Here is a 20,096-nt window from a genome sequence, read left to right as displayed (position 1 = left end):
CCGCGCCCTGGATATTGGCCAGAGCAGGTCCGGCATCAATGCTTGACCGGTGCTGTTTGTCAGGCGCTTTGCACGCGTTTCAACCCAATCGCTTCATCCAGATGGGCCGTGAGGGCGTCCAGGTTGTCAAACAGACGAAGCTCGGTAAGCCCCCATTCCGGTCGATTGATATAAAGCTTGCCCGACAACTGATCCTTGCTGACCAGCGTTCTTTTGATCGAGCTGTCCTTGGAACGGTGGAAGATCATGGTGCCTTCCGGTCTGGTTTCGACAAGGTACATGCCAGGATCGGTCAGCCGTGGGTGCCTATCCATCAGGCGCAGCGGCGAGACGGGAATCACCGTCGTGCCGCTGACCTGTTTAAGACCGGCAGTCTTGAGCGCCCACACCAGCCCATCGATGTCCTTGAACTTCACTCTGTTGACTTGCCACACCCGGTGGTAATGCTGGGACAGGTCGGGAATGTCGACCGATAGCTGGTCAGCGGCCATAAGCAGGGGGTACACGCTGAAGTCCCCCAGCTGATGTTTCGCCAGGTATAGCTGAAACCCATCTTCCGAGCGTTCGATGAGGAATTCGTTCGGCTTGTTCAACAACTTGCCAGGGCTGACGGGCGCCCGCCGTATCAGCTGGGTGCCGGTACTTATCTCCAGCAGCAGATCTGACTTCACAAAAAGGTACCCGGCGCCGGAGGGCGTACGGTGAGCGGCTGGTCGTGCGATGGGCAAGAGACTGGAAACGATCTCTCCTTCATCGGGCAGCACTCGCGTGGGTTGACTGCCGGCATCGACCACGCGTACCCCGACGGCACCTTGCAGTTCAGCCAATCCGGGGGTGTTTCGAGCGGTATTGGCGTGGCCGCTCTCTACCAGCGCCACCCATTTGTGCGGGCCCCGGTGGGCCTGGTCGGTCTCGATGAGGGTATGGGCCACGTACTTGAAGTTCCTGGAGCGCTCGGGGGCGTGCCGCCTCATTTCGTCCCTGAAGGTGATCGACGTGTCGAGCGCCTGCACCTTGATGCCGTGCTGGTGAGCAACAGTGATGAGGTTGACCAACGAATGGGCGCTGGAGGGATGTATCTGCTGGAGTTCGTCCTGGCGCCAGAGATTCGCCCTCAGAGGATCGGACATCGCACCGCTGGAGGCAAATGCATCCAGCCGGGGTTGATCGTATTCACTGATCAGGTTTTCCATGTAGAGCGTCTTGACCTGCTGCTCCTTCAGGGCGGGCATGTTGTCGATCAAGAACTTCCTGGCGCCGATGGCGTTGTAGGCCGCTCCCAAGACCAGGCCATTGGATACACGGTAAATGCTTTCAAGCACAGCGGGGGGTGGGCTGTAAGGTCGCAGTGCCGGCGTGCGCGGCCTGGGGCGGGTGACCGGTTGGCCTTCGAAGAAGTACTGGCTGGCGCTGATGGTATCCCTGGCGCGCTGGAAACGTTCCCTCTGGGCGGTTTCGACATCGAGACCACGCTGCACCGGTATTGTCGCAAAAAGGCTATGGGGGTCCTGCGTAAGGTTGGCACTTCGAATGTCTTGTTCCAGAACGCGTCGGTAACGAACGGGCAGCTCGAATGGCTTCATGCCCTGGCCCCCTACGTTCAGGTTCAAATCAGCGGCCCCGAGCGACGGGTCCTGGATGATCTGCAGGTTCGGGCCATGGGCAAGGTCCTCGACATGCAAGCTCATCACACCTTGCACTTGGGCCAGGCCAGGCGTGTTGGGGTAGCTGAAAGTCACCGTGGCGTGCTGCTCCTGTTCAAGAGCGATGTTCCTTTTACGATACTGGGACGCTCCCACCAGGGCGACCCACTTGCCTTGCGGACGATTAAGGCGGTCGGCGTTGATCACTTGGCTGGCGTGATACGTGAACAGGCCTCGGAAACCGTCGTCTCCGGACAGTTCCGCCTGGGCCCTGGCGGCGCAGTCCAGGGCCTGGACCCTTATGCCATTTTCCCGCGCCGCGATGATCAGGTTCTGATAGGTGTAGGGCGTTGGCGGGACCGCGTCATCATTCACGTCGAGAGCGTGCAGGCGACGCTTCAGTCTGGCGTCGAGGACACCGGTCCTGGCGAACCCGTCCAGGACGACCTGGTCGATGTCGATTCGCAAGCGATCCAGGTACAGCGTCGTTACACCGCTTGCGACCAGTGCCGGCATCGCGTCGATCAGTTGCATCTTGCTGCCGGTGCCCGAAAACCGCTCCGTCATGACCAGGCCTTGGGAGTGTTCGAAGATTTTCTCGATGAGCTTGGAAAATGTCTCCACGCCAAGCAACGAAGGAGCGGCGGAACGAGGGATCCGTTGGGCGTTTTGAAGGAATAACCGGGCGTCCTCTTTCAGTTGGTTCTGTTGGGTCCGGTAAATAGGGCCTAAAGCAGCGTCGCGCTCTTTGATGGACTGGCTCGATAGCCCCTCGTTCCTGCGATCGAATACTGCTCGCTGGTCCTTGCCCAGTTGGTAGGCCCGCAGCTTCGTGGCGAAGGCGTTTTCGCGCCAGGACACCGCGCCTGTTGGCCGATAGAGTGCCGGGCCCGAAGGTGACAGTTCATTCAGGCCCCACGCGTAATAAGCGTTCAAGGCAGGGTCATGGACGACCCGGGCGACTTTCCCGTCGTCCAGATCGACGTAGCTGCCGTTGCCGTTGACCCGAAGACCATCGGCGCGGGCCGGTGGCAACCCTTCGGGTGGATTGAGCGCGTAGCGATCCAAGGACCTTGGCGAAGGCTGCGCAGCCGTTGGGGCGCCACTGGTCGGGTCCGTCAGCTCGACGGGTGGCGGCGGGCTCTTCTGGGATGAAGCCCCGGCAGAGCCACTGGGCTCGGACGTCGACGTGTGGGGGCGTGGCGGGATGCCGGTCCCAGGCAATGCAAGATGAGGCGGCAGCCTGACGTCGGGTAGGGTAATCGTGCCCGGATCGGTGCCTGGCGTGTCTGTGCCCTTCGGGCGCACAGGTTTTTTTGGAGACATGTTCTCTTCCTTGATAGGTGTCGTGTTGCAGCGGCCAGCCGGTGCCGACGCGTGCGGACGGGTTGGTCTTGGCTGCTTGGACGTGTTGAGGGAGTGCCGTTCAGTGCTGGGCAACGGTCCCGATCATCAGGTCCGAGCTGTTCACTTCTTGCGTGTCGTCGCTATCGAGAATCCAGCGCTGGTCCAGTACGTCATAGAAGATCGCGCCTGGCGTGCCGTCAGCGAGGCGAACGCCAGCGACGCTGAGAAATGTCGTCGCCAGGCTGCCATCAGCTTCATGGGCCTGGATTTCTCGCAGGAGCGTGGCAATGTCGGCATGGAACCTGGCATTGATGCTCAACAGTCGCGCTTTCGCCAGATCGGTGTCGATCTGGTAACGGGTGCCGGACACGAGTTCCACATGCACAATTTCCGGTGGTTTCCGGTCATCGGACGCTGGCGTGAGCAACAACCGCACGTCACCGAGCAGGACCCAGGTCCTACCGACACGGATATCGCTGCGGGCCAGATCCATGTCAAAGCTGTCGGCGTGAATATTCCACACCGACGAATCGGTTGCGCTGGTCGTATACAGGCGCAGGGTGGCGCCAGGGCTGGGGTGTACTTCGTAAGTGGAGGCGTTGCCCTCCAGCTCGTAAATGCTGGTGTGCTGGCGTTCAGGCAACCTGATTTTTTGCGGTCTGGAAGGCAGGCGTATGACTTCACGGGACGGGGACCGGAAGACAGCACGACCAGGGCGTCGGCGCAGTACATGGCGCCCCTCGACCACGCGTGTTCCCGGGTTCTGATAATCATCGTGGAATGACGGCCGTACCGTACCCACCCGGTAGGAGGTGCCGTCACGAAAGACCAGAGTGATGGCGCGCGTGAGCGATACGCCAGTGGACATCAACATGCCCGTGACATTCGACACAACACCCTGGTTATGCTTCATCCAATGATCGAGCGTCAGCCGCGTGCCGTTGGTGAATTGCAGCACCAGCTTCATGTCGCTGTAGGTCAGCCAGTTCCAATAACCGATGGTGCAAACCTCCACGCGATAATGAGCGTGGACGGCTTCCAATTCGCTGTCGTCATGGTCCAGGAACAGCGTGGTGGTTGCGTTGGCCGGTTGCTGCGGGATATCGAAGATAGGGTCGGGGCATTCCCTGGCAACGAAATAGTTTTCGGAGACGAGATCCCGTGAGGCGACTTTTTCACCATTGAAAATGACCGGCGCGGGCGGCGATTTGCCTTGATGCACCATGATCGCGCTGACGGGGTGATCTTCCGGGGCGAGCAAAGCGTCTGGCAGATCCGGCTTGAAAGTGAAGCCATCTTGCGTCACGAACAGCAGAGCGTCATTACGCAGGACCCGTTGAGTCCCAACCTGGCAATACGTATCGACAATGCACAGCTCGCGAAATAAATCCGTTGTCTGCGCATCATGGGATAACGTCACCTTCAATGACGTGCCCTGGATTTCCCAACCCTTGATCCCTTCCGCTGGATAGCCGAGTTCAATGATGCTCGGCTCCGTCCCATCCTCGGTGATATGGATGTCGCCAGTGTTGATGGCGACGTAGTAACGGTCCGTGCCGGGGCCACCGTCGACCCGACTGGAGTTGCCCATCAGCCGGAACACATCATCGCCGCGTCCACCGGTGGCTCGGTCATCCATACCATTGAGCGTGATGTGGTTGGGGTGCCGGTCACCGATGACTCGGCTGTAGCCACGGGGCAGTGTCTCGACGTTTTCAATCGAGGTGATCGTTGCGTAGTGGGCAGGGTGGGTGTCGTCGTGGGACTTCAACAGGGAGAGTCCGCCGGGCAGATCGATTTCAAGGCCGAGATAGGCGTAAGAGCCGTTGACGTCCGGGAGTCGACCCTGCAACGACAGCGTGTCGTTGCCCGCGCCGCCATGCAGCGCGTTCCTGGCATCCACGACCGGCGTCTTGAGTGTCTCGTTCACATGGAACATGAACGCATCATCCTCCGAACCTCCCGTCAGGCTCTTTTTACCCGTTGAGAAGCTGAAGTAGTTGGGTTTGTCGTATACGCCGAAGACCTGGTCGTTGCCGCCACCCAACTGCCAATAGATGCCCTTGCCCTTGCCCGGTTCACCGACGGTCACCCTGGGAGCCTTGTCCAGCCCCCGAGATGCGTCGATTACATCGTCGCTTTCCACTACCTCTGGTGTGCTCACTTCCCGGTAAGGCTGCTCGCCGTCATCCCAGTGCAGTCTCCAGTGCTTGAGCGGTTGCATGTTGACTTCGAAGCGGCCGCTGACGAGGGCTTCCACGCTGGGTTTCAGCTCGCCGTCCAGCAGCTTGCGCGCCTGGTCCACCAGCGCCTGGGTGTACCCGACACGGGTGCGCGCAACCTCGTAGCGTCCCATCACTTGAGTATCGAGCGCTTGCCCAGTGAACGCGAACCAACCCGAGCGCCAGCGTTCGTTGATGCTCAGCTCAATGTAATCGTCAATGTCATCGACCTGGCGTGCTGCGCCGTAGACCCTTGCGCCCACCATCAGGACGGCGCACGCCACCAACCCAACCGCGCCGGTCAGACCGAACCCCGCCATTGCCGCCGCCCCGAGCGCGACCGAGAGGCCTGCGCTCGCCACGCTCATGCCGGCCGAGACGTAATGGTCCATGGCTTCCTTGCCCGTGGATCTGGCGGCGGCGTCGAAGGCATTGATGGCGTGGTAGATATCGAAAGGGAGCGTGAGGATGCCGGCCATCAGGCCCGCGCTGCGGATCAGCCATTTGCCCACGGCGGTGGCCTTGAAGCCCATGAGCACCCGGTCAGCCTGGCGCAGCATTTGTTTTCCGGTCTTCAACAGCCCGTGCTCCACCATGACCGAAGTGAGCTCACCGCCGATTTCCCCGGAGCTGACCGCTATCTCGGCCAGATCGCTGTTTCTCAGGCCATCACGGATCCCCACCAGACCACCGTAGATTCCGTAGATCTGCATGCCCAGCGCAGCGGTGAGCATACCGTGGCTCTTCAGGTTGTTGACCCAGGTTGGCATGCCCGGTGCGAAGGGTTGGCCCTGCAACGCTTGCATCGCCTGCAACGCATCGAGCAATTTGCCGAACGTGTCCATCGACCCGCTGGGGACGTGGCCTGGTGTTGGCTCAAGAATCGCGGGGGAGCTGGAGGATCGGACGGACGCGAGCTCGAACAACAGAGAGGTCGCATCGGGGGCGTTGCCCGAAGGGTGCGCCTTGATGTAAGTCTCGATCATCAGTGGATCGAACCGGACGGCATCGATCAGCGCTCCGTCCGGTTGCGAAAGAAGTGCCGAGTCTGTTGCGGTCCCGTCGTCGCCCAGGCGTGCGCCCATGCGATAAAGGTCGACGCGGCTTATGCTCAACTCGCCAATCTTCACCGGCCCCAGGCGTTCATCCAAACGCGTGAGCCGTTCCCGGGGCGTTGGTTTTTTATCCGGTTGCGTGTCGTTATGTTCGGGCAGACGTTGCAGCGGATGGGACGTGATATCGGTGATCACCACAGGTGGAATCCGTTCCACTCCTGGTTGGGCGGATCGCCCTTGGGAAGGTTCTGACATCGATAATTCCTTTATCGTAAGGTCTGCCGAGCGCCCTCCTGGCGTTCGTGCGGGCATGATAAAGGAGCTGGACCTGGCGCGTGGGCGCAGAGTGTTTCGTGATGCAAGCTGGGGCAGTCAGGCCCGGCGCCGTTGCCGCACCATATGCTTGGACCCTTCGAATACCAGAACCGCCACGGCCATCCAGATGGGGATATAGGTCAGCCATTCTTCAGCCTGGATGCTTTCACCCAGCAGCAGCGCGACCCCCAGCAACAACACCGGCTCGACGTAGCTCAACAGCCCGAACAGGCTGAAGGGCAGCAACCGGCTGGCAACGATATAGGCCACCAGGGCCGAGGCACTGATGACGCCGAGCAGCGGGATCAGCAGCGACAGCCACGGGTGTTGATTGAAAACCTTGAAACCTTGTTCGCCGCTCTGCACGAACCAGAGCGCCAACGGCAGCATCAACGTCATGTCCAGCCAGAGCCCACCCAGGTTGTCGGTGCGCAGGCGTTTGCGCAGGATGAAATAGATCGGATAGCCCAGCACCACCAGTAACGTCGCCCAGGAAAACCCACCCACCCGGTACAGCTCGTTGAGCACGCCGAGAGAAGCGAAAAACACCGCGGCTTTCTGCAGACGCGAAAGGCGCTCGCCATAGGCGATGCGCCCCGTCAGGACCATCGATAGCGGCAGCAGGAAATAGCCCAGCGACACGTCCAGGCTGTAGCCGTTGAGCGGCGCCCACATGAACAGCCACAACTGCGCCCCCATCAGTGCCGATGACGCCATTGCACCCAGCAGCAAGCGCGGCGTGGCGATCAGGCGTGCGACAAGATCCGAGACGAGTTTCCATTCACGGGAGATCAGCATGAACGCAGTCATGCACGGCATCGTCAGCAACATGCGCCAACCGAAAATCTCCAGGCCCGTCAGCGGCGCGAGCAGCGAGGTGTAGTAGTACATGACGGCGAACAGGGCGGATGCCGAGACCGATAGAGCGATGCCTTTGGACACGGATGCCTCTTGTTATTGGAATTGCAGCACGATACGGAAAGCCGTTTACCCGTGGCGAGGGAGCTTGCTCCCGCTGGGCCGCGTAGCGGCCCCAAAGAGCGACTGCTGCGCAGCCGAGCGGGAGCACGCTCCCTCGCCACGGTGATCTCAGTGTAAGTTACGACGTACGCGGCACGCGCCCCGGCACGAAATGGCCGACATCATTGAACCCCGGCGTCGAGGCATGGCCCGGTGTCACCAGCGAATCGATGAACGCTTCATCCTCCGTCGTGATTTTCACCGCCTGCGCCTTGGTGTACGAATCCCACTGCTCCTCGGTGCGCGGCCCGACGATGGCCGAGGTGACGGCATTGTTGTTCAGCACCCAGGCGATGGCGAACTCGACGATGCCCACGCCCCGGCCCTGGGTGTATTCCAGTATCTGCTGGGCGATGCGCAGCGACTCGACCCGCCATTCGGTTTCCAGGATGCGCTTGTCCTGGCGTCCGGCACGGCTGTTGGCGTCCGGTGCGACGTCTGGCGCGTACTTGCCGCTGAGCACGCCGCGAGCCAGGGGGCTGAATGGCACCACGCCAAGGCCATAATTCTGCGCCGCTGTGATCTGCTCGGTTTCCGCCTGGCGGTTGACGATGTTGTACAGCGGTTGGCTGATGACCGGGCGGTCGATGCCCAGGCTGTCGGCAATGCGGATCACCTCGGCGATGCGCCAGCCTCGGTAGTTCGACAGGCCCCAGTAGCGGATCTTGCCCTGGCGAATCAGGTCGCCGATGGCCGACACGGTGACGTGCAGCGGGGTGTTGTGGTCTTCGCGGTGCAGGTAATAGATATCCAGGTAATCGGTGCCCAGGCGCGTCAGGCTGGCCTCGATCCCATTGAACAGATGCTTGCGGCTTAGGCCGCTGCGGTTAGGCATACCGTCCGGCGGGCCGAAGCCGACCTTGGTGGCGAGCACCCATTCATGGCGACGATGGGCAATCGCCTCGCCGACGATTTCTTCGGAGCGACCGCCGGTGTAGACGTCCGCGGTGTCGATGAAGTTGATGCCCTGGTCCCAGGCCTTGTCGATGATCCGCAGCGAATCTTCGGTGCTGGTCTGTTCGCCGAACATCATGGTTCCCAGGGTCAACGTCGAGACTTGCAACCCTGAATGGCCTAGCGTGCGGTAGCTCATGACAAGATCCCTTTATTCATGGGGAAAGGTTCAATCAAATACCAGAACCGCCGCAAGGATCAAACAGAATTCTCAAACCACCACAAATCAATTGTGGGAGCGAGCAAGCTCGCTCCCACAGGGTAAAAGAGGTGTCAGGCCCGCAAGGTGCGGGTCATGCGCAGCGCCAACAGGCTGCCGCAGACGATCACGCCGGCCAGCAGGTACAGCGCCGCATCGGTCGAGCCAGTGGTGTCCTTGACCCAGCCCACCAGGTATGGGCTGAGGAAACCGGCCATCTGGCCCATGGAGTTGATCAACGCCAGCCCGCCGGCCGCCGCGCCCGCGCTGAGCAGGGCGGTGGGCACCGGCCAGAACATCGGCAGGCCGGTGAGGGCGCCCATGGTGGCGATGGACAGGCCGAGGATGGCGATGGCCGGCGTGGTGTCGAAGTTCACCGCGATCAGCAGCCCCACCGCGCCCATCAGCATCGGCACGACCAAGTGCCAGCGACGCTCCTTGTGCAGATCCGCCGAGCGCCCCACCAGCAACATGAACACCGCCGCCAGCAGATAGGGAATCGCACTCAGCCAGCCGATCACCAGGTTATCGCTGAAACCGAGGTTCTTGATGATTGACGGCAGCCAGAAATTGATCGCATACACGCCGCTCTGGATGCAGAAGTACACCAGGCCGAAGGCCCAGATCGCCGGGTTCTTGAACACGGCGGCCAGGGAGTCTGTGGTGGTTTTCGGTTTGTTGGCCAGGTCTTCGGCGTGGTCGGCGGTGAGCACGGCGCGTTCATGGTCGGTCAGCCAGGTGGCCTTGGCGAAGGTGTCGCTGAGCAGGAAGAACGCCAGGGCGCCGAGAATCACTGTCGGGATGCCTTGCAGCAGGAACATCCACTGCCAACCCGCCAGGCCGCCCTGGCCGGCGGCGAAGTGGTTCAGAATCCAGCCGGAAAACGGGCTGCCCAGCAGCCCCGACACTGGGATGGCCGACATGAACAGCGCCATGATCCGGCCACGGCGGAACGTCGGGAACCATTGCGAAAGGTACAGCACGACGCCAGGGAAGAACCCGGCTTCAGCCGCCCCGGTGAACAGCCGCAAGGTGTAGAACTGGGTTGGGGTGGTGACGAACAGCAGGCAGGTCGACAGCGTGCCCCAGGTGATCATCATCAGGGCGATCCAGCGCCGAGGGCCGAATTTGGTCAAGGCCAGGTTGCTCGGCACGCCGCACAGCACGTAGCCGATGAAGAAAATCCCAGCGCCGAGGCCGTACACGGTTTCGCTGAACTTCAACGCGTCGAGCATCTGCAACTTGGCGAAGCCAACGTTCACCCGGTCGAGGTAGTTGAACAGGTAGCAGATGAAGATGAACGGGATCAAACGCAGGGTGATGCGCTTGTAGACGGTATTCTTTTCGTCGGGGGTAGCCAGGAGGGCTGCTGCGCTCTGGGACATGACGGGGCTCTCTTTATTATGATTTTGGCGTGCCAAGGGGTAACGTTGACCGCCCCTTGAGTCTCGGCCAGCCCAAGGTCCCGTGTCTTTGTGCCGCAGCACAACGTTTGCAATCCGACCCTGTGCGCCTGACCAATCCCCTGGGTGACGCACCTCAAAACAACAATCACGCCGCTTGCAAGGAACACCGCCCATGTTCGAACTCGATCACGACCTGGCGCAGGACATCGTCGACCGGGCGATGGCGATTCTGCCCTATAACGTCAACGTCATGGACAACCAGGGCTTGATCCTCGGCAGCGGCGAGCGCGAGCGCATCAATACCCGCCACGAGGGCGCGCAACTGGTCCTCGCCAACGGACGGGTGGTGGAAATCGACGAGCACACCGCCGTCCACCTCAAGGGCGTACAGCCGGGAATCAACCTGCCATTGATGCTCGACCAGCGCTTGATCGGCGTGCTGGGCATTACCGGCGAACCCGCGCAATTGCGCACTTACGCCGAACTGGTGCGCATGACCGCCGAAATGCTGCTCGGCCAGCGCAACCAGCAGGCCGAGCAGCAATGGCGCCGTCAGCGTTGCGATGACTTGCTGGCATTGCTGCTAGGCGATGCCGGTGATTCGCCAAGGTTGCTCGATGAAGCGCAGCAGATGGGCCTCAAGCCGCAGCTGTCGCGCGTACCGTATCTGTTCGAATTGGGCTTGGAGCATGGCCCTGGTCAAACCGTCGAATCGCTGAGCGCCTGGCTGATGTCGCGCTACCCGGACAGCTGGTGCCTGACGTCGTCCAAATCCTCCTTGCTCTGGTGCCGGCCGGTCACGGCCTCGGTGGAGAACGAGCGGCTGCTGGGCAAGCTCGATGGCCTGGGCTGGAGCATCCTGCGAGTTGCTGTGGGCGGTCAGGCCGAGGGGCTGGCGGGGCTGCGCCGTTGCTACCGGCGGGTGGCGGATCTGCTGGCGTACGGGCGCGATGTCCTGCCGCAGTCGCGCTTGCTGCTCCTCAATCGCTATCGACTGCCGGTGCTGCTCTGGCGGCATCGCAGCGATGATGCCCTCGACGAACTGCTCAGCCCGTTGCGCAAAGTGATCGCCAAGGACAGCAACGGCCAATTGCTCGCTACCTTGCGAAGCTGGTGCGAACACGACGGCCAGAGCCAGGCCTGCGCCGACGCCCTGGGCATCCACCGCAACAGCCTGCGCTATCGCATGGAACGCATCGCCGAACTCAGCGGCGTCGACCCGCTCAGGCTGGATGGGATGCTGGCGTTGTACCTGGGGGTTCAACTGTTGCCACATAATCAAGATTTTCCGGAGTGACCCCCTTCGCGAGCAGGCTCGCTCCCACCATTGATCTCCAGTGATTACAGAATATGCGACCACAGCAGTTCCCATGTGGGAGCGAGCCTGCTCGCGAAGAGGCCAGCAATGCCAACCCATCCTTTGTGAATTTGACCAATAATGCCCAAGGTCTTTTGTGCGGTGGACCGGCGTCAGAATCGCGGTCAGCTGGCAGCATGCTGTACATCGGAACCGGAGAACAAAAATGAAAATAGTCATCGCCCCCGACTCGTTCAAGGACAGCCTCAGCGCCCAGGCCGTGGCGGACGCCATCGCAGGAGGGCTGGCCGAGGTCTGGCCGGACGCGCAGCTGATCAAGTGCCCAATGGCCGATGGCGGCGAGGGAACGGTGGCGGCGGTGCTCGCGGCCTGCGATGGCCAATGGCGCGAGGCGCGGGTCCGTGGCCCGCTGGGCGCCGCTGTCCAAGCCCGCTGGGGCTGGTTGCCCGACAGCCGCACGGCGATCATCGAGATGGCCGAGGCCAGCGGCCTGCAACTGGTGCCGCCGGGACAGCGCGACGCTTGTTCCAGCAGCACCTATGGCACTGGCGAACTGATCCGCGCCGCTTTGGATGAAGGGGCGAGCCGAGTCATCCTGGCGATCGGTGGCAGCGCCACCAACGACGGCGGCGCCGGGGCGATGCAGGCACTGGGCGCGGCATTGCTGGACGACCAGGGCCAAGCCCTGCCGCCCGGCGGCCTGGCCTTGGGCAAACTGGCGCGTATCGACCTGGGCGACCTGGACCCGCGCCTGGCCGGCGTGTGCTTCGAGATTGCCGCCGATGTCGACAACCCCCTTTGCGGTGCCCATGGCGCTTCAGCCGTGTTCGGCCCGCAGAAAGGCGCCTCCGCCGAGCAGGTGCAACAACTGGACCGGGCGCTGGGGCACTTTGCTGAACATTGTGCCCAGGTGTTGAACCGCGACGTTCGCGACGAACCCGGCAGCGGTGCCGCTGGCGGCCTGGGGTTTGCCGCCAAGGCGTTCCTCCAGGCGCAGTTTCGTACCGGCGTGGAAGTCGTCGCGCAATTGACCGGCCTGGCCGCTGCGATCGACGGCGCCGACCTGGTGATCACCGGCGAAGGCCGTTTCGACGCCCAGACCCTGCGTGGCAAGACGCCGTTTGGCGTGGCCCGTATCGCCCAGCGGCGCGGCGTACCGGTGGTGGTCATCGCCGGCACGCTGGGGGAGGGCTACGAAGCGCTTTATGAGCACGGCATCGATGCCGCGTTTGCCCTGGCGAATGGGCCGATGACGCTACAAGAAGCTTGCGCCGATGCGCCACGCCTGCTGGCCGAGCGGGCCCGGGACATCGCCCGGCTCTGGCGAGTGGCGGCGCGCTGACCTGCCCTTGGGGCAGTCGCCAGGGCGCATCAGTCGTCGGAGATTGCCTTGGGACATTGACCCGCCCGCACACCCTGCGTAGCCTTGCGCCTTCGAGGTTCTTCGGCACGCGCCGAAGCTAGGGTCTGTATGAAATGTTCGCGTACAGAGCCTGAGAAGGGAACGCGGTCCAAGCCGCGGCTGCCCCCGCAACTGTGAACGGTGCTGTTTCTGCAAGGCCACTGTGCTTGCCCTATACAACGGGCGCACGGGAAGGCGCAGCAAAATGTCAGTCCCGGCTTTGAAAAAAGCCGATTTGGCCCGCCGTCAGCCAGGAGACCTGCCTCGACAACAGATTCTCACTACAACCGGGCGGGGTGATCCGGTGGCGAAATCTTCCGCGCGCGCCTGTGCCAGTGGTTGTCGTCCCGTTTGCCCGCCACCTTGCCAAAGGGCATCCGATGAAAACACTGGCCAAACTCCCCGTCACCATCGTCACCGGTTTCCTCGGGTCGGGTAAGACCACCTTGCTGCGGCACATGCTCGACAACGCCCAAGGCCGACGTATCGCGGTCATCGTCAATGAGTTCGGCGAACTGGGCATTGACGGGGAGATCCTCAAGCAGTGCTCCATCGGTTGCACCGAAGAAGAAGCCAACGGCCGCGTCTATGAACTGGCCAACGGCTGCCTGTGCTGCACCGTGCAGGAAGAGTTCTTCCCGGTGATGCGTGAGTTGGTGGCGCGTCGCGGCGACCTCGACCACATCCTCATCGAAACCTCCGGCCTGGCCTTGCCCAAGCCGCTGGTCCAGGCCTTCCAATGGCCGGAAATCCGCAGCGCCTGCACCGTCGATGCGGTCATCACCGTGGTCGATAGCCCGGCCGTGGCCGCGGGCACCTTCGCCGCGTTCCCGGACAAGGTCGATGCCCAGCGCAAGCTGGACCCGAACCTGGACCATGAATCACCGCTGCACGAGCTGTTCGCCGATCAACTGGCGAGCGCCGACCTGGTGATCCTCAACAAAGCCGACCTGATCAACCCCGAGGACCTGGCCAAAGTCCGCCTGGAAGTCGCCGAAGAGCTGCCGCCAGCGGTCAAGGTCATCGAAGCCAGCAACGGTCGCCTGCCGCTGGACGTGTTGATCGGCCTGGGCGCGGGCTCTGAGGAACACATCGACAGCCGCCACAGCCATCACGACCACCACCATGACGGCGATGACGACGACCACGATCACGATGCCTTCGATTCGATTTCCATCGAACTGCCCCAAGCTGACGAAAGCCTGCTGCTGGACGCGCTGACGCAACTGGTAATTCAGCATGACGTGTTGCGGGTCAAGGGCTTCGCGGCCATCCCGAACAAGCCGATGCGCCTGTTGATCCAAGGTGTGGGCACGCGCTTCGACAAGCACTTCGACCGCCAGTGGGGCGCCGATGAAGCGCGCGTCACACGTCTGGTACTGATCGGCCAGGCCCTGGACGCCGGGCTGCTCGAAGCGCAGTTGCGCGCCGCCCTCAGCGTCTAAACCATGCACCTGCTCAGGACCCAGCCCGGTGGTTTCGTGTCGGATGACAACATCGCCGACCTCGGGCAAACCCCCGCCGAGCTGGTGATCCTGTGCAGCGGCGATTCCAGCCTGGCGCTGCTGGCAGAAGCGGCGCGGCAGTTGCCGGACGATTTTCCGCAGTTTCGCCTCGCCAACCCGATGCAAGTGCAGAACCACGCCTCGGTGGATCTGTACGTTGAAGATGTATTGCGCCACGCCAAGGTCATCCTGCTGTCGTTGCACGGAGGCATCGGCTATTGGCGCTACGGCGTCGAGCGCCTGGTGGAACTGGCCGGGCGCGGGGTGAAACTGATCCTGGTGCCGGGGGACGACCGTCCGGACCCGGAGCTCAGCGACCTGAGCAACGTGTCCGCCGAGCACCGCGATCGGCTCTGGCAGTTTCTTCGTCAAGGCGGATTGGAAAACGCCCTTAACCTGTTCCGTCACCTGGGCAGCCAATGGTTTGCCCGCGATTATCCGTGGGGCGAGCCCCAGCCCCTGGCGCGCACGGCGATCTATCACCCGGAAAAAACCAACGCGACCCTGAATGATTGGCAAGCGGACTGGCGGGCAGGCGATCCCGTCGCGGCGCTGTTGTTTTATCGCTCCCACCTGCAAGCCGCGAACACCGCGTTCATCGACGTGTTCTGCCAGCGGCTGCAAGCGGCGGGACTCAACCCTTTGCCAATCGCCGTGGCGAGCCTCAAGGAACCCGGTTGTCTGGCACAGGTGGAAGACTGGCTGGACGAAGTGGCAACGGGGGTTATTCTCAACACCACCGGCTTTGCACAATCGAGTCCGGAAGCGCCGCACTTGCGGCCGTTTCGCCGCGATATCCCGATGATCCAGGCGATCTGCGCCCAGGACAACGAACCCGGCTGGCGCGCCAGCGAACAAGGCCTGGGCCCACGGGACCTGGCGATGCACATCGCCTTGCCGGAACTGGACGGGCGAATCATCAGCCGGCCCATCAGTTTCAAGGACCTGGCCTGGCGCAGCGAGCGCAGCCAGAGCGATGTAGTCTGCTACCGGGCGATACCCGAACGCATGGATTTTGTCGCTGGACTGGCCCGCCGCTGGACCACCCTGGCGCGCCTGCCCAACGGCGAAAAGCGCGTGGCGCTGATCCTGGCCAACTACCCGACCCGGGACGGACGCATCGGCAACGGCGTCGGCCTGGACACGCCAGCGGCGGCGCTGAATATTCTGCGGGCGATGCAGGCCGAGGGTTATCCGCTGACCACCGAGCTGCCGGCCAGCGGCACCGCGCTGATCCGGCAGTTGCTCGGCGGCGTCACCAACGACCTGGACAGCCTCGACCTGAGGCCTTGTCATCAGAGCCTGGCCGTCGACGCGTACCGGGCCCTGTTCGACGCGCTGCCCGAGGCCAATCGCCAAGCGGTGCTGGAACGTTGGGGCGCACCCGAGCAGGACCCGATGTTCCGTGACGGCCGCTTGATGATCGCCGGCCTGCGCCTGGGCCTGACGTTCGTCGGCATTCAGCCGGCGCGGGGGTATCAGGTCGATCCGAGCGCGGTGTACCACGACCCGGACCTGGTGCCGCCCCATGGCTACCTGGCGTTCTATTTCTGGTTGCGCCACACCTACGGCGCTCACGCCGTGATCCACGTCGGCAAGCACGGTAACCTCGAATGGCTGCCGGGCAAGGGCGTCGGGCTGTCGGAAAACTGCTGGCCGGACGCGCTGCTTGGGCCGCTGCCAAACATCTATCCGTTCATCGTCAACGACCCGGGCGAGGGCGCTCAGGCCAAGCGGCGTACCCAGGCGGTGATCATCGACCACCTGATGCCACCGCTGACCCGCGCCGAAACCTACGGGCCGCTGCGCAACCTGGAGCTGCTGGCTGACGAATACTACGAGGCGCAATTGCTCGATCCGCGCCGCGCCAGGGAATTGCAACGGGACATCCTGGCCCTGGTGCGCGAGACGCATATCGACCGCGAGCTGCAACTCGACGCCGGCCTCGACAGCGACGCCGACGCGGCGATCTGGCTGCCGCGCCTGGACACCTACCTGTGCGACCTGAAGGAATCGCAGATTCGCGATGGCCTGCATATTTTTGGCGAGTCGCCGAGCGGACGGCTGCGCATCGACACCTTGCTGGCATTGCTGCGCATTCCCCGTGGCGACGGCAAGGGCGCCCAGTCGAGCCTGCTGCGGGCCCTGGCCAAGGCGTTCGGGTTGGGCTTCGATCCGCTCGATTGCACCTTGGCCGAGCCTTGGGCCGGCGAGCGTCCCGAGGCTTTGCGCGACGTCAGCGATGAGCCCTGGCGCACCGTCGGCGACAGCCGTGAGCGTCTGGAGCTGTTCGCGGCGCGACTGATCGAGCAAGCCTTGGCCGGCGATATCGCGCAGCTCGACGCGCCGGGTTGGGAGACGGTGCACGGCATCATCGACCACCTGCGTGCCGTCGTCGCGCCACGCCTGGATGCCTGTGGCTCGGCGGAAATGGGCGGCTTGCTCGACGCATTGGGCGGGCGTTTCGTACCGGCCGGCCCCAGTGGCGCGCCGAGTCGCGGACGCTTGGATGTGCTGCCCACCGGGCGCAACTTCTTCTCCGTCGACGTGCGCAACTTGCCCACCACCACGGCGTGGCGCATCGGTTTTCAGTCGGCGAGCCTGATTCTGGAGCGGCACCTGCAAGACCACGGCGATCACCTGCGCCAGCTCGGCCTGTCGGTGTGGGGCACCGCCACCATGCGCACCGGCGGCGACGACATTGCCCAGGCCATGGCGCTGATGGGCGTGCGTCCGGTGTGGGCCACGGGCAGCCAGCGGGTCGACGATTTCGAGATCCTGCCGTTGAGCCTGCTGGACCGGCCTCGGGTGGATGTGACGTTGCGGGTGTCCGGGTTCTTCCGGGACGCCTTCGCCAATCTGATCCGCTTGTTCGATGCGGCGGTGCAAGCCGTAGCGGCCCTGAATGAACCCGATGACATGAACCCGCTGGCGGCCAAAGTGCATGCCGAGCGCGAAGCCTTGCTGCAATCGGGCTTGCCCATGGAAGACGCGGCGCGCCAGGCCGGCTGGCGGATTTTCGGCGCCAAGCCCGGCGCCTATGGGGCGGGCGTACAGGGGGCCATCGACGGTCGACTCTGGCAGAGTCGCGAAGACCTCGCCGAGGTGTACCTCAACTGGGGCGGTTATGCGTATGGTGCGGGCGACGAAGGCACCGCCGCCCGGGCGCAATTTTCCCGGCGCCTGAGCCAGGTGCAAGCGGTGTTGCAGAACCAGGACAACCGTGAGCACGACCTGCTCGACTCCAACGATTACTACCAATTCCAGGGCGGCATGCTCGCAGCCGTGGAAACCCTCAGCGGCGAAACCGCCGCCAGTTATCACGGCGATCACAGCCAACCGGATCTGCCGAAGATCCGTACCTTGAAAGAAGAACTCAACCGAGTCATCCGTTCCCGCGCGGCCAATCCGAAGTGGATCGACGGGGTCAAGCGTCATGGCTACAAAGGCGCGTTCGAACTGGCGGCGACGGTGGACAACCTGTTCGCCTTCGACGCCACCACCCAGTTGATCGAAGACCACCAGTACGCCTTGCTGGCCGATGCCTATTTGCTCGATCCGCATACCCGTGACTTCGTCCGGCAGCACAACCCCGACGCCCTGCGGGACATGACCGAGCGGATGCTCGAAGCGCAGCAGCGGGGGATGTGGCAGGCGCCGGGGGATTATCGCGAGGCGCTGGAAAACCTGCTGCTGGACATCGAAGAAGATGGCTGACTTACCGACGGATGACGGCCGCTGGTGGCGAGGGAGCTTGCTCCCGCTCGGCTGCGAAGCAGTCGTCATCCAGAACAGCAGCGTGACCAAAGGTTCTTGGGGCCGCTGCGCGGCACAGCGGGAGCAAGCTCCCTCGCCACAGGGGACCTCCTTACATTCATGAGATATCTCATATGACCGACACCCCACATTTCCCCCTCGCCGCCGTGGTCGGCGCCGATGCGCTGAAACTGGCCCTGTGCCTGGCGGCCATTGATCCGAAGATCGGCGGCGTGCTGATCGAAGGCCCGCGCGGGATGGCCAAGTCCACCCTGGCCCGGGGCCTTGCGGATATGTTGGCCAGCGGTCAGTTCGTGACCTTGCCCCTTGGCGCCACCGAGGAGCGGCTGGTGGGCACCCTCGACCTGGACGCGGCATTGGGGCAAGGGCGCGCGCAGTTTTCCCCGGGGGTGCTGGCCAAGGCCGACGGCGGCGTGTTGTACGTCGATGAGGTGAACCTGTTGCCTGATCACCTGGTGGACCTGCTATTGGATGTCGCCGCCAGCGGCACCAACCTGATCGAGCGCGACGGTATTTCCCACCGGCATCCGGCGCGTTTCGTGTTGATCGGTACGATGAACCCGGAAGAAGGCGAACTGCGTCCGCAACTGCTCGACCGCTTCGGCCTCAACGTGGCCCTCGATGGCCACACCGCACCGGCCGAGCGCGGGCAGATCATCCGTCGCCGCCTGGATTTCGACAACGACCCGGCGGCGTTTTGCGCCGAGTGGGAGCCGGCCCAGCAGCGGTTGCGTGAACGCTGCGAACAGGCCCGCGCAGGCTTGGCCAAAATCCCCCTGGATGACGCGGCGCTGGGGCAGATCACCGAGCGTTGCTTTGCCTGCGGAGTCGATGGGTTGCGCGCCGACCTGGTCTGGCTGCGGGCTGCCCGCGCGCATGCCGCCTGGCGTGGCGCGCACGCCATCGCAGCTGAAGACATCGATGCCGTTGCCGAATTTGCCCTGCGTCATCGCCGCCGCGAGCACGCCGCTCCGGCCCCCGCGCCAAACCAGGCCCCACCTTCGAACCCGAATGAAACCAGCCAACCCAGCGAAGGCCAAGGCCAATGGGGCGACCTGCCGCCCCGGGCGTTGCCGACCGGCGCCCGACGAGACGTGCCGAGCTGGCCAAAAAAGCCCTAGGCATTCGCCCCCGTTCGCCGTCGGGGGCGAATGCCAGACCCCGTCCGGGACGTCTGGACCATGGGCGCCAAGGCCACGGCAAAGCAGCGTCCAACGGTGTGGTGGACTGGCCGGGCACGCTGCTAAAGGGGCGTCCGCGCCTGGCTGCGGACCTGCGTTTCAAATCGCGGCAGCGTTCAGCCCATGAACTGTGGTTGGTAATCGTCGACGCATCGGCCTCGACCCGTCGCCATCGGGCCTTGAGCGACGGCAAGGGCCTGCTGGCGCAACTGTTCGACGAGGCCTACCGACAACGCGCACGGTTGGCGCTGTTGACGGCCAGCGGCGCCACGCCGACCTGGCAAGTGCAAGGGCTCAAGGCCTCCCACGGCCTGGTGCAGTGGCTCGACGCGCTGGGGGCCGGTGGTGGTACGCCGTTGCTGGCGGCGATCGGCGAGGCGCAGCGCTGGCTGGCCTCCCGTCGCAAGCGCTTCCCGGCGGAGCGACAGCGGGTGTTGCTGATGACCGACGGCCGGGTGAGAGACGGGCAACCCATGCCGCCCCTCGATTGCCCCAGCCTGCTCATCGACATCGAGCGCGGGCCGATCCGCCTGGGTCGGGCGCGGCAATTGGCGGGGCAGTTGGGGGCTGAGTATCGGCATATTGATGAAGGCACTTGAAATGAGCTGTGGCTGTCTGGGCCCTATCGCGAGCAAGCTCGCTCCCACATGGGTTTCGCTGTGAACACATAACTGCTGAACACCCCAGCTCCCTGTGGGAGCGAGCTTGCTCGCGATGGCATCACCCCGGTTCCAATGCTCTGCCCACCCAAC

The 20,096-nt window shown here is 63.4% G+C and carries 11 protein-coding genes and 1 riboswitch; of the genes, 6 read left to right on the top strand and 5 right to left on the bottom strand.

All coding sequences use genetic code 11. From position 1 onward, the window contains the following. Positions 1 to 59: 59 nt before the first annotated feature. From J3P90_RS15290 to J3P90_RS15270, 5 genes are all read right to left on the bottom strand, one after another. A complete protein-coding gene (locus J3P90_RS15290; protein ID WP_434674989.1) occupies positions 60 to 2,969 on the bottom strand; it encodes a hypothetical protein in 2,910 nt (969 codons plus the stop codon). Positions 2,970 to 3,069: 100 nt separating this feature from the next. After that, a complete protein-coding gene (locus J3P90_RS15285; RefSeq protein ID WP_434674988.1) occupies positions 3,070 to 6,522 on the bottom strand; it encodes a hypothetical protein in 3,453 nt (1,150 codons plus the stop codon). A 117-nt stretch (positions 6,523 to 6,639) separates the two neighbouring features. After that, positions 6,640 to 7,524 (bottom strand): EamA family transporter RarD, encoded by an 885-nt coding sequence (gene rarD / locus J3P90_RS15280; protein ID WP_420767726.1) that lies wholly within the window; start codon positions 7,522 to 7,524, stop codon positions 6,640 to 6,642. 157 nt (positions 7,525 to 7,681) lie between these two features. After that, positions 7,682 to 8,695 carry an aldo/keto reductase gene (locus tag J3P90_RS15275; protein ID WP_434674987.1) on the bottom strand — a complete coding sequence of 338 codons (1,014 nt, stop codon included), beginning with the start codon at positions 8,693 to 8,695 and terminating at the stop codon, positions 7,682 to 7,684. A 134-nt stretch (positions 8,696 to 8,829) separates the two neighbouring features. Next, entirely contained in the window at positions 8,830 to 10,140 is a 1,311-nt protein-coding gene (locus J3P90_RS15270; protein WP_434563637.1) for an MFS transporter, read from the bottom strand. 193 nt (positions 10,141 to 10,333) lie between these two features. Here J3P90_RS15270 and J3P90_RS15265 point away from each other — a divergent pair, with 193 nt between their 5' ends. From J3P90_RS15265 to J3P90_RS15240, 6 genes are all read left to right on the top strand, one after another. Beyond that, on the top strand, positions 10,334 to 11,458 hold the full coding sequence (locus J3P90_RS15265; protein WP_434674986.1) for a sugar diacid recognition domain-containing protein: 1,125 nt from the start codon (positions 10,334 to 10,336) through the stop codon (positions 11,456 to 11,458). Between the two features lie 226 nt (positions 11,459 to 11,684). Beyond that, the gene (locus J3P90_RS15260) at positions 11,685 to 12,821 is read left to right on the top strand and encodes a glycerate kinase (RefSeq protein ID WP_434674985.1); all 1,137 of its coding nucleotides are present in this window, start codon (positions 11,685 to 11,687) and stop codon (positions 12,819 to 12,821) included. Between the two features lie 104 nt (positions 12,822 to 12,925). Further along, positions 12,926 to 13,162, top strand: a riboswitch (cobalamin riboswitch). Between the two features lie 99 nt (positions 13,163 to 13,261). Continuing rightward, positions 13,262 to 14,326, top strand: a complete 1,065-nt coding sequence (gene cobW / locus J3P90_RS15255; protein WP_420767731.1) for a cobalamin biosynthesis protein CobW — start codon at positions 13,262 to 13,264, stop codon at positions 14,324 to 14,326. Positions 14,327 to 14,329: 3 nt separating this feature from the next. Next, entirely contained in the window at positions 14,330 to 18,103 is a 3,774-nt protein-coding gene (gene cobN, locus J3P90_RS15250) for a cobaltochelatase subunit CobN (protein ID WP_434674984.1), read from the top strand. Positions 18,104 to 18,276: 173 nt separating this feature from the next. Next, positions 18,277 to 19,284 (top strand): ATP-binding protein, encoded by a 1,008-nt coding sequence (locus J3P90_RS15245; protein WP_434674983.1) that lies wholly within the window; start codon positions 18,277 to 18,279, stop codon positions 19,282 to 19,284. Then, positions 19,209 to 19,943: a vWA domain-containing protein gene (locus J3P90_RS15240; protein ID WP_434674982.1), complete on the top strand. Its 735-nt coding sequence runs from the start codon at positions 19,209 to 19,211 to the stop codon at positions 19,941 to 19,943. Before J3P90_RS15245 ends, J3P90_RS15240 begins: the two co-directional genes overlap by 76 nt. Positions 19,944 to 20,096: the final 153 nt, after the last annotated feature.

The sequence above is a fragment of the Pseudomonas sp. D3-10 genome, assembly GCF_051132175.1.
Taxonomy (GTDB): domain Bacteria; phylum Pseudomonadota; class Gammaproteobacteria; order Pseudomonadales; family Pseudomonadaceae; genus Aquipseudomonas.
Note: the sequence above shows the minus strand (reverse complement) of the source record. Positions and strands in the feature narration are given on the sequence as shown.

What these genes read in the sequence shown, in the direction of transcription:
- J3P90_RS15290 (WP_434674989.1), bottom strand. Translation starts at nt 2,969, where the DNA reads ATGTCTCCAAAAAAACCTGTGCGCCCGAAGGGCACAGACACGCCAGGC.
- J3P90_RS15285 (WP_434674988.1), bottom strand. Translation starts at nt 6,522, where the DNA reads ATGTCAGAACCTTCCCAAGGGCGATCCGCCCAACCAGGAGTGGAACGG.
- J3P90_RS15275 (WP_434674987.1), bottom strand. Translation starts at nt 8,695, where the DNA reads ATGAGCTACCGCACGCTAGGCCATTCAGGGTTGCAAGTCTCGACGTTG.
- J3P90_RS15270 (WP_434563637.1), bottom strand. Translation starts at nt 10,140, where the DNA reads ATGTCCCAGAGCGCAGCAGCCCTCCTGGCTACCCCCGACGAAAAGAAT.
- J3P90_RS15265 (WP_434674986.1), top strand. Translation starts at nt 10,334, where the DNA reads ATGTTCGAACTCGATCACGACCTGGCGCAGGACATCGTCGACCGGGCG.
- J3P90_RS15260 (WP_434674985.1), top strand. Translation starts at nt 11,685, where the DNA reads ATGAAAATAGTCATCGCCCCCGACTCGTTCAAGGACAGCCTCAGCGCC.
- cobW (WP_420767731.1), top strand. Translation starts at nt 13,262, where the DNA reads ATGAAAACACTGGCCAAACTCCCCGTCACCATCGTCACCGGTTTCCTC.
- cobN (WP_434674984.1), top strand. Translation starts at nt 14,330, where the DNA reads ATGCACCTGCTCAGGACCCAGCCCGGTGGTTTCGTGTCGGATGACAAC.
- J3P90_RS15245 (WP_434674983.1), top strand. Translation starts at nt 18,277, where the DNA reads ATGACCGACACCCCACATTTCCCCCTCGCCGCCGTGGTCGGCGCCGAT.
- J3P90_RS15240 (WP_434674982.1), top strand. Translation starts at nt 19,209, where the DNA reads ATGGGGCGACCTGCCGCCCCGGGCGTTGCCGACCGGCGCCCGACGAGA.